Genomic DNA, 13349 nt, shown 5'->3' with positions numbered 1-13349 from the left:
GTTAGATAGGACTTTCGAGAAATTCCCCATTCCCCTATTAGAAATTCTTTGCAGTATGATTCGCTGTGTCAAATTCAAATCTTTCTTTTGATTTTGTTTCGCCGTACAAATTAAAAGTTACAGTTGGTTCGTCAGCGACTGCTTCTACACAATGAATTGCACCGGGAACAAAACTGATAATATCTCCAGGAGACAAAATTAGTTCTTTGGTAAATTCTATTTTATCGTTAAATTCGGGAGTCGGCTTTCTTTGCCATAAAGTATTTTTTTCTTGACCCTTTAAAATTGCAACTACTCCCCAAGTACCATGATTATGAATGTTAGAAGTTGTCCCAGGTGTAAATGTTACTGTCTGTACGGTAAATTGGAAGCCTAATTCATCGTATAACAGTTCAACAGAAGTACCAGTTTCAAAATCAGGTTCTGGATGTTTACTTCTAACCCAATAAGAATTAGTAATTAAACGTCTTACTAATGTACGAATTTTTGCAAGATATTCGATTTCTACTTTAGTTCGTTTAACTGTATCTTCTAACTCAGTTAAAAACCGATACAGATAGTAATTATCTTCTAGTAAATCCCATTCTCTTACAGATTCGCAAAGCTGATACTTCCCGTCTTTAGTAACAAGCCAATCGTTTCCTTTCATATGTAAAATTTACGTATAAAATTCAAAGTATTATCTTAAATTTTACCCCTAGGGTATAGTTTTCAATTTTCCCAATTACCAATTGCCAATGACCCATTACCCATTACCAATTACCTTTTATTTCTAATCATCTTCTTCTGGTGGGCGCGTCAATATATCAAGCAATACTCCGGCACCAAATTCGTCATTATCATCAATTTCTTTAACCTGTATACAGATTTTTTTTGCTTGTTCTAGTTTTCCCAACTTGGCTAAAACTAATCCAGAAGCAGCATAAGCATTTAAAAAAAGTCTAATTCTCGCTTCTTCTTTTCGAGCAATTAGTACTGGCTTTAATTCTTCCCAGTCATTAGTAAAATTTTCTACTTCTCTAATTATATCTATGACCTTTTCGGCAATTTGTAATGCCATAGGATAATTATATTTGTAGTAGAAGTATCTGTATGCTGCAATTAAAACATCTGTATTTTTTCCAGTTTTTGCCAAAGCTTGATTAATATATTTTTCTGCTTCAGAATTATTCTCCCAATTATCTGCAGCTAACATCAATAACTTTTTGATATTTTCCGGAACTTCGAACCAAGAAAATCTATCTGTATCTACTAACATAAAAACTCCTTGGTAATCAGTTATCAGTTATCAGTTATCAATTATTAGTTTGAGATTACTATAGGAGTCATGTTTAAATTTTGTAAATCACCAAAATCTATCCCTATAGCTAAAAAATATATTCTGTTCAAACTAATTTATCAAAAGTTAGCTGTTAACTGTTAGCGCATTAACTGTTCACTGTTAACTGATAACTGATAACTACTGTTAACTGAAAAATCAGAACCTTGTCAGAATATAAAGCAAGGAAAACAAAACAATCCAAATAATGTCTACGAAATGCCAGTAGATTTCTGCCATTTCAATACCAATATGTTTCGTGGCATTATAGTGTTCGGGGCGACGAGAACGCCATAAAACTCCCAAAATTAATAACAACCCAATAAATACATGCAAACCGTGAAAGCCGGTCATCAAGTAAAAACAATTAGAAAAAATATTGGTTGTTAAGCCATATCCCAATGTCAAATATTCATAAACTTGACCTAGCAAGAAAATAGCGCCCATACCGGCTGTTATTTTGTACCATTTCCGCATTCCCTTGAGGTCATTCTTTTTAATAGCAGCATCGCCGAAATGAATCACAAAACTACTAGAAACCAAAATTATTGTGTTAATTGTTGGTAATATCAGTTCCACCTCAGTTTCGTGGGGAGGCCAAACATCAGCCAAACCTCGATAAAACAAATAAGCCGCAAAAAATCCCCCAAACATTAGGGATTCGGAAACGAGAAAGGTTAACAGTCCTAAAACTCGGAAGTCTGGATGTTCTTCGTGATGGCTAGTGTCAGTTGTAGGTGCAATTGTCATATCAGTTTATGGTCGTTAGGGTTGCATTACTACTAGTAGATAGATAACTGCCTTATTTGCTTTCTTCTCTCTGGTAAGAAATTTAGCCTCGGGAGGCTCTCTGTGCCTCCCAAAAACTTTTTGGAGAGCCTTTAAAATTCTGTCACCAGCTTTAGATTTGTGAATTAGATTTGCAAATAAGTATTACATTCCAATATTTCAAGCACTAGGCTCAGCTGCAGTACCTGATTTTACAGAAGTACCATCCTCCTCATTGAAACCATATTCGTAGGGTCCATGGGTAACCACAGGTAGAGTTTCCCAATTTTCAATTGCTGGAGGTGAAGAGGTCGTCCATTCTAAAGAAAGAGCGTTCCAAGGATTGTCTCCGGCTTTTCGTCCAAATCCCCAACTCCAAAGGACATTAATAAAGAAGGGGATTACTGATGCTCCTAAGACAAAAGCACCGATGGTACAAATCTGATTTAAAGCCATGAATTGCGGGTCGTACATTGCTACCCGGCGAGGCATTCCTTGCAAACCTAATTCATGCATTGGTAAGAAGGTTGCAAGAGTTCCGATAAAGGTGAGAACAAAGTGAATTCTACCCAAAGTTTCATTTAAAAACCTACCGGTGATTTTAGGAAACCAGTGATAAATTCCGGCGTAAATCCCAAATACGGAACCACCAAATAGGACAAAGTGGAAGTGAGCAACTACATAATAGGTGTCATGGACATGGACATCAAAAGGTGCAGTACCCATAGTGACGCCACTTAAACCACCCAAGACAAACATTGATAGTAAACCAAGGGCAAATAACATCGCACTAGTAAAGCGAATTTTGCCTCCCCATAAGGTTGCGACCCAACCAAAAATTTTTACCCCTGTGGGAACTGCAACAATTAAGGTGGAAATAGTAAAGAACATCCGCATCCAACCAGGAGTACCACTCGTAAACATGTGGTGTACCCAGACGAATAAACCAACTACACAAATCGCTACGCTGGAGTAAGCGATCGCTTTATAACCAAAAATTGATTTGCGGGCGTGAACGGGAACCACTTCAGACATAATGCCGAAGATTGGCAGAATCATCAGATATACTGCCGGATGAGAATAAAACCAGAATAAATGTTGGTAAAGGACTACATTACCGCCACCATCTGGCTTAAAGAAGGAAGTACCAAAGTTGAGGTCAAATAGGAGCAAAACTAAACCTGCAGCCAATACAGGTGTAGAAAGTAGTGCTAAAACAGAGGTTGCCAAAATTGCCCAACAAAATAGGGGTAATTGATCCCACTTCATGCTGGGAACTTTCAATTTCCAGATGGTGACCACAAAGTTTAAAGCACCCAAAATTGAAGAAGTTCCGACCAAAACAATTGCTAAAATCCACAATGTTTGGGCAGTTGGGGCAGTAACTAAACTGAGGGGTGGGTAGGCTGTCCAACCTGATTGGGAACCACCACCAAAATAGAAACTGGCAGCCAATAATGCCGCAGCTGGCGGGTTCAACCAAAATGCAATAGCATTTAGCTTGGGGAATGCCATATCTCTAGCCCCAACCATCAGTGGTACCAAATAGTTACCAAAACCACCAATTGCACTCGGTACAATCCACAGGAAAATCATAATTGTCCCGTGGTTGGTCATCAAAGCATTATACAGATTGGGATCGACAACATCCGGGTCTGGTGTCGCAAGTTCGGCGCGCATAGCAACAGCCATCAACCCGCCAATCAAATAAAATATAAATGCCGTTACCAGATATTGAATACCAATTACTTTATGGTCGATATTAAAGGTAAAGTAGTGGTACCACTTCCATTTTTCAGGGTGAGCGCCATGATTCACTGGAAGTTCTGGCGATTGTAATTGTGTCTGTGTCATAAGTGATATTTGCGATGTTGCTGCTATGGATGATTCATTGTGAGTAATTCATTGGGAATCATTAATTGGGAATAGTTTTATTGGTGAATAGCAGCCAAAGTATCAGCATTAACTCCCAGTTCGCGAGCATATGGAGTGAGAATCTCTTCAGGGCTTAATGCTATGGTATTGGTGACTTTATCAGTATTGGTAGCGTTAGCTAACAACCAATTTTCAAAGCTTTCGGGAGAATGAACTACAACTTGCGATCGCATCGAACCATGATAACCACCACATAGTTCGGTACAAACAATTGGATAGGTACCAGTTTTAGTTGCAGTAAATCCTAATGTTGTAGGGATACCAGGAATTGCATCTTGTTTGAGACGAAACTGTGGAACCCAAAATGAATGAATTACATCGGTCGCAGCAATATTCAGTTTAACCTTCGTACCTACAGGAACATGGAGTTCTCCAGAGGTAATTCCGCTTTCAGGATAATTAAATATCCAAGCAAACTGCATTCCTGTAACATCGACTACTAAGTCTGCTTTTTTGTTGTTTTCTCCTGTAATTCCAATGGTGGGACTTTTGAGTGCTTTTGTTTGTAAGCTATCTCCACCCTCATCACTTAAAGTTGCAGCAATTGCAGTTCCAGATTTATTCAGATTTCCAGCAATTTGTTCGCTATTACGCGGTTTAATTCCTCCCATTTGGGTATATACATCGACACTATATATACCCAAACAGATTACAATAATTGTTGGGATTGCTGTCCAAAAAACCTCCAAAGCAAAGCTTCCTTCGATGGGAACCCCATCTGTATCATCTCCACGACGATGACGAAATTTCACCAAAAAAATTATAATTGTTCCTTCTACTACTAAAAATAAAGCAGTAGCGATTGCAACCATAATATTGAAAAAATTATCTACTAAGGGTGCTTGCTCGGATGCTTGTACCGGAAGTAAAGAGTGGTGTTGACCAACCCAAATACTGAAAAGAGTGACTGTAATTCCAGCCACTAAAGTTAGGAGTGAAACAGGAATTTGAAGCATAAATACCTGCTAGTTTCAATATGAGTCAATTGTTGAGTATTGAGTGTTCGGGAATTTAAAATTGAAGCTGTTTTTGGAGATATTACTGATATGTATCCCCATTAACAAATAGCCAAAAATAATTGTGTCAGATGCCAGACTCAATAGACATAATTATTTTTGTTACAGGAAGTTAGACTGAGTAAAAATCCATCAATTATTTCTGATTTAATACGGCTAACTGTCCTATTGACATATTAAAGTGTAATTGTATTTCACTTTTAAATCCTAATATTTATTAAATAATTGATTCTAAAGGAATTCATTTCTAAATTTTTTTATATAAAAATAACTACCCGCTGATGGAATTATACCCAGGCAAGTAGTATTTAAAAATCTGTAATTTTCTGTATTATTTAGTCACACTTGAGGATATTTGTATTAAGTAAATATAAACACAAATATCATCTATATTAGTACCTGCTAAATTTCCTTATGATTAGCACAAAATTAAATATTCAAAATTGATATATAGTGTCTAAATGTTTGCAATAAACTTTTAAATAATAGAAATATGTTTATTCTCCTCTATCTATAAATTTAGGCGCTTCAATAGATTTAATGAATTGCGCCTAATTTAGTAAAAAATAACCCTAAGCAGCCACAAAGTAATTACAACAGTACCAAGGAAACAGTAAATCAAAATATCCCATTGTAATGATTGACAAGCGATAGTTGACTATAAAACACTGATCGCGAAAAAATTCATTTGGGATAAGTTATCTTCTTGGAGTTTCCTAATTATTTAACGCTGCGTGAGTATAACAATTCTTAGGACAAATTCTAGAACAAGCCTTACAGCCAATACAATTATCTTTGTTTGCAACGACCATTACTTTTCTTTCGATTTCATCATCATCTTCATCATCAACAAATTCACCTTCTTCATCTAATGCTTTTAATGTCAGCACATTATATCCACATGCTTTATAACATCTGCCACAACCGATACATTTATCTTTATCAATTTCTTGCGCAAATTCTGGCGTCCAAGTTTTACCACCAAATGTTAGTCCTGTTACTGCTGACATAATTCAACCTTCTAATGAACGCATAGTGATTTGTTTGCATTTATTCTAACTTAAGAGTCTTTATTTAAAGTGATAAAAATAAATCATTTTCTATTCTATATAAAGTTGCATTTTTATTAATATCCCAGAACAAAATTTTTATTAAAATATAACTAATGAAAATATTTTCTATTAATGAATAATAAGAAAAATATTTTTAAGGCTCAATTTTTACTATCACTTGATTTTTGCAAGCACTTGGTTACTTTAATATTTCAATATTTGGCAGATAATTTATAAAGCAAATAGATAACTATCCAAATTGAATTCGCTAGTTATCAATTGAAGGTATTATTGTTTGACTCAAAAAAGATATTTTGTCGTTAATAAAATATTATGTTTAAACGATAAACTAACAATTTTATATTACGTGACTTTATATACTTAACTTTTTTGCTTTATTTATATGTTTCTACATAACAGAAATCAGTTTTAATAAATTCTCCGTACACAAAAATCATCATATTATCTTCATATTTCTGAAACTATAGGAATTAATCTGGAAGCTTAAGATATTAATTTAAATTACAAATGTTTAAATTATATAAACAAAATTTATTTCAAATATTTAAAAAAGTTGAATTTTGTGATTGTTCGATGTTAATGAATAACAGTTTCTCTAAGGGTTTTACCCCAATAATAAGATGCAATGAGAGTCGGTCTTGAAAAGGAATCCCCAAAAAAATTTATAAGCTCATTATGAACAAATTTATCTAAATGTTTATGAAATCTTATAAAAAAGCAAAATTTAAATCAGGCTCAAGTTTAAATTTTTGATAAAGAGTTGATTGGATGCAACGTCCGCAAATAGATATATGAATGTATTTGTCGGAATAAGAAAATACTTTCTTTACCCGACAAAAATGCGGTGGTGTGTAGTGAAGTAACAGGACACATCCAAGTGGTACTTGAGTCCGACATCTCAGCGAGTAGAGTAGGAAAAACTTCAGCCTTATGCCTTATACCATTCCTAACAAGAGTTGTGTTGGATGTGACATCTGCCTTCTTCAGTGTCCTACAGGTGCAATCAAAATCGAAGGAAATGGGTATTGGATCGATCCTTTACTTTGTAATAACTGTGAGGGTTATTATTCAGAACCCCATTGTGTAAGCGTATGTCCAACGAGTTCACCCATTCCTTTGCAAGCAAAAAGAGGAAGATGTAAAGTTAACTACACAGAGGCTACTAGCCCATATCTGTTTGCGAACCAGGAGACTAATCCTTTTGCTTCAGCAATTGTAATTTGGGAAGCCTGCAATATTTTATCTCAGAGAGCATCATTACCTTGGGAAAAAGATGGAGAAGATAGCTTGTGTTATCGTCGACCAGTTAAGCAAGGAAGAGGAGAGATTGCTTTTTACGTAACTAATGCTCCCGATGATGGGACAAAGGTCAAAGATTTAAACGCGATCGCAGCTATTGATATCAAAGCAGCCTGTATTCTATTAATCTTTGCAGCTCATGCAACAGCTCAAGAAAGACCATGGGAGCAAGAATTTGTTATTGACGACCGTCAGATCGAAAAATACTTAGGGTTAGAAAAACGAAAAGACCTGACTAAACTTTCTAAGTTGAACTTAATCAAAAATATTATTCATCAAGTTTGTTCTCTGACAACTAAAATTAATTGGCCGCAACAAGGGAGAATTAAAGGGTTCTCAATCCCCGAAAGTCGTTTATGGCATTTGACACAAACCTACAATAGTCTGCAAGAAGATGAACTTGGTTGCAAACATCTTGTAGGCTTAACGTTTAAAATTAAAGCAGGTATCTGGGCAAAATACTTTTTAAACAAACAAGCCTGCAAAGAAAGAAAAGCATTTTACCAATACGGTAGTTTGCCAAAATCTCTACTAACTACTGTAATGAGTTATTGGCAACAGCATGAAGGTGCAGTTCGAATGATGCTGTGGTTATTATTTAAAAGCAAAGTTGGCAGAGAGCAGCGAATTACTGTCCCAACTTTAATGCGCATTGCTTATGGGGAGAAAAAACTTGCTCTTGCTTGTACCCAAAGGGACGAACGTAAGCGGCTACTACGGACCTATGAAAATGATTTAGAAATACTTAATCACTATGGCATCAAACCAGTATTCGATCCGGTGACCTATCCACTAGAAATTCAACCTTTGTGGGCAAAATTAGTTAATATTCCTGAAGATCCAGATGAAGCGATAGAATTTTGGATCGAAGATGGAGGAAGTCAAAGCAGTCTTACAGATGTCAGTCCCCGTGGAAAGTGGAATATGTTAATGAACGGTCGAATTTTATCTTTTGACTTTCCGCCACAGTGGCAACAATACCATAGTGAAGTTAATAAAAAAAAGCAAAGTTCAAGGATGAGAAGAAAAGTGAAAATAGCAGGAGGGCTTTTAGGAGAACAAATTTCTCAAGCACGCAAAAAAATGAATCTTTCCCAAAGAGAATTAGCTAAACTGACAGGTAAAAGTCAAAGTTGGATTAGAGATATCGAAAAAGGCAGATTTAAAGCAAAACTAGAAGATCAAATATTATTGAGAAAAGTACTAAAGATGGCTTAATTTATACCAAGTACGATTTTAAAGCCCCTTTATATTCTTTGGGATTTCCCCACACTTCCCACACTTCCCTCTCTCATTCTAAAAAGGGGTAATTAATCCGGACTTAGTATTATTCATGTACTGTATCTACAGTAGTTAGTTTCGGTTACCAGGAATAGCATCTACACATTTCACGAAATAAGTTTAGAGTTTAGAGCTTAAAGTTTAAAGCTTAAAGTTTAGAATTCAGAGTTTGATATCCAAAACCAAAATATTGTTAGAAACAAATTTTCAGAAGAAAATCTTAGAAATAAGATAGATATTTTCTCTAATACAGCCTATTAATTTTCATTCATCTGCTAGCAGCAGCGCCTATTTTGTGGACTTTCAACCAAAATTGGATCTTGTAACATACAAGTTTTACTACTATTCCAGTATTCAATTGCAATCACAGCACTTCCAGAATTTGCTGCACGTAATGCTTGTTTAAACTCATCTCTTCTTGACGACAACTGCTCCACAAGGGTTAGAGGCTGAAGAATTCGTTCAAACATAACCTTTTCACTACCAAAATATTCAACAAGTGGATATGGATCGTTAGCCACCATCAAAACGGTTTCCATTGGTTGTACTAATGTATATTCACATTCAAAATCAATTTCAAATTTTATAAAGGCTGGCAATTTATGCAAAGCATAATAATCAATGAGAAAATTAATCTCTTTTCTATTACGTAGTATCAAAATATCAGAAATTTTCATCATTGTCCCATATTAATAGATTTGTATATGTACGAATACAAGTACTATAAGTAAAAAAATTTTAATTTAGAAATAATTTATCAACATAAATCGAAAAGTAATTCGTGAAATATTTAATTCTTTTTCTGTAATTTTAATATCGTCCATTTAAGTTTATAGGTTTAATTCTATAGATATAATTTTGTAGGTTTAACATAAATTTCATGATTTCAACTTAACAATGGTAATCGCACAGAAAAGCAGCTACCAATACCCAATTTGCTAGTAACACTAATTGAACCACCATGGTTCTCAACAATAGTTTTCGAAATAGCTAATCCTAGTCCAGAGCCATTATCCCGGTAGGAACGGGACTCATTTGCTCGCCAAAATCGATCGAATACCCGTTCAATATCCTCTGGTGTAATTCCTATACCTGTATCCTCTACTTCAACTACCAACAGTTTTTTAATAATATTAGTTTTTACTTCAATTTTTCCTCCTGAAGGAGTGTAATGAAGTGCATTATCAATCAAATTCCGAAAAACTCTCCTCAGTTGGGAAACATTACCTAAAATATAAAGATTATTACTTAGTTGTGTTTTGAGATTAATTTGTCTATCCAGTGCTTGAGGTTGATATAACTGCAATAATTCAGCTAAAGTAATCCCCAAATCAAACTTATCCCATTTATTGCGAGAAAAATGTTCGTTTTTTGTACTTCCATCATAAGCATCACTGCGAGCTAAAAAAAGTAAATCTTCAGTCAGATAAGTCATCTGACTGACAGCACTAGCGATGGCTTCAAACTTTTCGATATCTTTTGGACGCATCGCTTCTGGATATTTCAGTGCAACTGCTGCATTACTTTTAATCGCCATCAAAGGACTGCGAAGCTCATGGGAAGCATCAGCAGTAAACTGCTTTAAACGTTGAAAGCTTTTCTCTATTGGTCGCATGGATTGATGAGTCAGGAACATCCCTCCAATACTGCTAAAAATTACAGCAATAACAATTCCACTCGTTAATCCCAAATCTAATTTTTGTACGGTTTGCTTGAAATCTTCTAATGATTGAGTTACTCTCACATAACCAAAATGACGATGATTATTTATATCTTTCATGGATAAAGTAAATGTAATCAATTCAGTTTCTTTAACCTGAAAGTATTGCACATTATTTTGAGGAGAAAAGGGTAAATTTAAATCATATTTACCTTGTCGCTGAATAAGTTTACCTTGAAGATCGAACCATTCCAAAGTTTGTTTATGAGCAATAAGTTCTTCCGTCGGGAAATCACTTCGTATCTTAATTACACCTTCTTCTAATTTTGCATCATGAGCTTCATCTGTGCTAAGAATTATTAGTTTTTGTATCAGTTCTTGTTTGAGACTTTGGATAAAAAATATTCTTACAGTAACAGTAAAAATTCCCAAAATTATTGTAAATACAGTGACGTAAGAAAATAACAGTTTATATCGAGTCTTTTGAAACATAGGTTTATTAGTAATAGTTATCATTTAATTAGAACTAAGACGATACCCAACTCCATATACGTTTTCAATAAAATTATCCATGTTTCCTGCTGCTTTGAGTTTATTACGTAGGTTAGTAATATGAGTTTTAATTGTTCCTTCGCCAGATGACTTATCGAGTTCCCAAAGTTTATCAAGAAGTATAGATGGAGTAACAATTTGCTCTGGATGACGCAAAAAATATTCTAGTATTAAGTATTCTTTAGGGGTTAATGAAATAATTTTATTCTTGTAAGTAACTCTATGGGTAGTCGGATTTAGTTGTAAACAATTGTGCCTTAAAATTGGTTGTTGAATTTCTCTACTTCTACGACATAAAGCCCTAATTCGTGCTGCAAGTTCTTCTAATTCAAATGGTTTGATTAAATAATCATCAGCACCAGCATCCAGCCCAATAACTTTATCAATAGTAGTATCTTTAGCTGTTAACATTAGAATCAGTACTTGTGATTGAGTACCTCTTAACCTCTTACACAAACTAATACCGTCTAACCTAGGTAACATTAAATCTAATAAAATTAGGTCATACTCCGCTGCTTGTGAGTATTCCCACCCTTCAATACCATCTCGAGCAATATCAACAACATGGTGCTGATTTCTTAAGTCTTCTGCTAACGGTTTAGCAATCCGATCATCATCTTCAACAATTAGGATCCTCATTATTTTATTTTAAAATCAGATTACAAATTTTTAGAATTAAAACTTCTAATAAATCGAGATAAAGTGTAAAGTTAAATCTCTTGAAATTTTGATAATATTTGAAATTTTGTTAATTTAAGTTTTATCATTCGCATGTTGTCAGTATCAATTAAAATTGTTAGTTGAATATAAAATTTTTTATTTCCCTATAACTTTCTAAACACCTTTTGACGAGGTAAAGAGTTAAAAATATGAAAAATTAGTAACGAAGAAATTGCATAATTAGATTTTGAGGGAAATAGAGTTAGCGTTAAATTGGGTATTAAGAATTTGATATTGGACATAAAAACCCCCTTTTACATTCTCAGTAATATTCTGAATGATTTATTAGTAAGGAAGTTGAACGCTATCAGGTATTTTTATACTACTTTCTAAGCTATCTTCAACTGCATCTTCTTTACTTGCAGACTCGCTACCTAAGACTTTACCACTTCTCGCATTTATATAAACTACTGTTTTTGCAGACTCTACCTCATAGTACAAGCCGTGATTTTCGTTGACATCCAATTCAACTTCTTCTGTATCACCTCTCAGAGTTACTCGAGCAGCTTTCTTCGCTTGTTCGGGAGTAATCTCAGCATAAGGACGTAATTTAGCAGCTAGTTGCTGTTCTTATTGCTCTTCGTTTTTAGATTCAGTTCGAACAACAGTAGAAAATTCTACTATTCCCAAAGCTGTAACTAAAAGCAACTAGTAAAGTTTCGGTTGGTTTTTCATTTCTTAATCCTTCTAAGTATTTGATTGTTTGTTTCAACTTAGAAGATAAGTGTCAAGAACTTTGCAAGTTTCTTAAATATTTTCCTGTTATAAAAATCTCATCCAAGATTAATTTATGTCGTTGTTGCACATCTAATTCAGCAAAATTTCTAAATAAAAATTCCAAATATTAATTACCTAAAGTCTAAGCCACAAAACCACGTAAATATTTCTTTATAAAAATTATTAGGGTGCGAAATAAATATTATTCTTATGGAAAATCAAACACTAACTAATATTTCTAGTTGAAAAATTAATTTAATTGACATTGAGCTATTTGAACCATTTTTCATTTGTGTAGAAAATTTTTCTATTTTTAATGACGATCAATATATTTTTGTAGAGATAAGTGAAGGCTCTTTTATCCCCATCACATAAGAGCTTTATTATAGTCACGCTAAATAAAAATCAATTGAAAATCTATGATTTAGACAAGTAATGTGCTAGTAAATGCATTTTAACTATATGAGACAAAATTATATTTGATCGCAGGGATAAATTATTTCCAGACAGTATTTTTTGAAGTAAACATTTGTTATACTTTGTTATTAATTGTATATTTGTTATTTTTGTAACCTCATATCTTTATACAATCTAAGTTAGGTTATTAAATAATTATTTGAATAATTACCTTTACATTTTACCAAAGAAATAATTAATTCATAAGCTAATAACTTGTCATTGCAATTAATATTTGTGCTAAACAAACTATGATTGGTAGTAAATTATATTTCCATACTTTGTGTGAGTAAATATTTTTGATGTTTCTTTTTTATTTATTATTTTCCAAGTCGAAAATATCTTACAAGTTATATTTTTGCTGATATAAAAATAAGAAATACAACTCTTTTAAGATATTTACTTCAAATGCTTGACAACAGCTATCAAGCAAAAACTTTGCTTAAATTCGCATTTTATAGTCAAGGAATAATTTATTGATGAAAAGTAAATTAACTGTAGTTTTTGCTGCTGTAGTGCTAGCTTTTACAGGTATTTCACCAACCTTAGCCTTG

11 protein-coding genes are annotated in these 13349 nt (G+C 33.8%); 1 reads left to right on the top strand and 10 read right to left on the bottom strand.

Features of this window, described 5'->3' with window-relative positions; all coding sequences use genetic code 11:
- Positions 1-37 precede the first annotated feature (37 nt).
- From BC008_RS00140 to fdxB, 6 genes are all read right to left on the bottom strand, one after another.
- Positions 38-649 (bottom strand): cysteine dioxygenase family protein, encoded by a 612-nt coding sequence (locus tag BC008_RS00140; protein WP_027843866.1) that lies wholly within the window; start codon positions 647-649, stop codon positions 38-40.
- Positions 650-772: 123 nt separating this feature from the next.
- On the bottom strand, positions 773-1258 hold the full coding sequence (locus tag BC008_RS00135) for a hypothetical protein (RefSeq protein WP_027843865.1): 486 nt from the start codon (positions 1256-1258) through the stop codon (positions 773-775).
- A gap of 219 nt (positions 1259-1477) precedes the next feature.
- Positions 1478-2068 carry a cytochrome c oxidase subunit 3 gene (locus tag BC008_RS00130; protein ID WP_027843864.1) on the bottom strand — a complete coding sequence of 197 codons (591 nt, stop codon included), beginning with the start codon at positions 2066-2068 and terminating at the stop codon, positions 1478-1480.
- 198 nt (positions 2069-2266) lie between these two features.
- Entirely contained in the window at positions 2267-3940 is a 1674-nt protein-coding gene (ctaD, locus tag BC008_RS00125; protein ID WP_036265786.1) for a cytochrome c oxidase subunit I, read from the bottom strand.
- Between the two features lie 77 nt (positions 3941-4017).
- On the bottom strand, positions 4018-4977 hold the full coding sequence (locus tag BC008_RS00120; protein WP_027843863.1) for a cytochrome c oxidase subunit II: 960 nt from the start codon (positions 4975-4977) through the stop codon (positions 4018-4020).
- Positions 4978-5753: 776 nt separating this feature from the next.
- Entirely contained in the window at positions 5754-6047 is a 294-nt protein-coding gene (gene fdxB / locus BC008_RS00115; protein ID WP_027843862.1) for a ferredoxin III, nif-specific, read from the bottom strand.
- A gap of 993 nt (positions 6048-7040) precedes the next feature.
- Here fdxB and BC008_RS00110 point away from each other — a divergent pair.
- Positions 7041-8627 carry a helix-turn-helix domain-containing protein gene (locus BC008_RS00110; RefSeq protein ID WP_027843861.1) on the top strand — a complete coding sequence of 529 codons (1587 nt, stop codon included), beginning with the start codon at positions 7041-7043 and terminating at the stop codon, positions 8625-8627.
- Positions 8628-8965: 338 nt separating this feature from the next.
- Here BC008_RS00110 and BC008_RS00105 read toward each other — a convergent pair whose 3' ends face one another.
- From BC008_RS00105 to BC008_RS00090, 4 genes are all read right to left on the bottom strand, one after another.
- The gene (locus BC008_RS00105) at positions 8966-9370 is read right to left on the bottom strand and encodes a hypothetical protein (RefSeq protein ID WP_036265186.1); all 405 of its coding nucleotides are present in this window, start codon (positions 9368-9370) and stop codon (positions 8966-8968) included.
- Between the two features lie 206 nt (positions 9371-9576).
- Entirely contained in the window at positions 9577-10842 is a 1266-nt protein-coding gene (locus BC008_RS00100) for a sensor histidine kinase (protein ID WP_027842764.1), read from the bottom strand.
- A gap of 24 nt (positions 10843-10866) precedes the next feature.
- Positions 10867-11541 (bottom strand): response regulator transcription factor, encoded by a 675-nt coding sequence (locus BC008_RS00095; RefSeq protein WP_027842765.1) that lies wholly within the window; start codon positions 11539-11541, stop codon positions 10867-10869.
- Positions 11542-11907: 366 nt separating this feature from the next.
- A complete protein-coding gene (locus BC008_RS00090; RefSeq protein ID WP_082650444.1) occupies positions 11908-12153 on the bottom strand; it encodes a PepSY domain-containing protein in 246 nt (81 codons plus the stop codon).
- Positions 12154-13349: the final 1196 nt, after the last annotated feature.

This window comes from Mastigocoleus testarum BC008, from assembly GCF_001456025.1.
Classification (GTDB): Bacteria; Cyanobacteriota; Cyanobacteriia; order Cyanobacteriales; family Nostocaceae; genus Mastigocoleus; species Mastigocoleus testarum.
Note: the sequence above shows the minus strand (reverse complement) of the source record. Positions and strands in the feature narration are given on the sequence as shown.

Excerpts from the sequence above, each read along its gene's own strand:
- BC008_RS00140 (WP_027843866.1), bottom strand. The coding sequence starts at position 649 with ATGAAAGGAAACGATTGGCTTGTTACTAAAGACGGGAAGTATCAGCTT.
- BC008_RS00135 (WP_027843865.1), bottom strand. The coding sequence starts at position 1,258 with ATGTTAGTAGATACAGATAGATTTTCTTGGTTCGAAGTTCCGGAAAAT.
- BC008_RS00130 (WP_027843864.1), bottom strand. The coding sequence starts at position 2,068 with ATGACAATTGCACCTACAACTGACACTAGCCATCACGAAGAACATCCA.
- ctaD (WP_036265786.1), bottom strand. The coding sequence starts at position 3,940 with ATGACACAGACACAATTACAATCGCCAGAACTTCCAGTGAATCATGGC.
- BC008_RS00120 (WP_027843863.1), bottom strand. The coding sequence starts at position 4,977 with ATGCTTCAAATTCCTGTTTCACTCCTAACTTTAGTGGCTGGAATTACA.
- fdxB (WP_027843862.1), bottom strand. The coding sequence starts at position 6,047 with ATGTCAGCAGTAACAGGACTAACATTTGGTGGTAAAACTTGGACGCCA.
- BC008_RS00110 (WP_027843861.1), top strand. The coding sequence starts at position 7,041 with ATGCCTTATACCATTCCTAACAAGAGTTGTGTTGGATGTGACATCTGC.
- BC008_RS00105 (WP_036265186.1), bottom strand. The coding sequence starts at position 9,370 with ATGATGAAAATTTCTGATATTTTGATACTACGTAATAGAAAAGAGATT.
- BC008_RS00100 (WP_027842764.1), bottom strand. The coding sequence starts at position 10,842 with ATGTTTCAAAAGACTCGATATAAACTGTTATTTTCTTACGTCACTGTA.
- BC008_RS00095 (WP_027842765.1), bottom strand. The coding sequence starts at position 11,541 with ATGAGGATCCTAATTGTTGAAGATGATGATCGGATTGCTAAACCGTTA.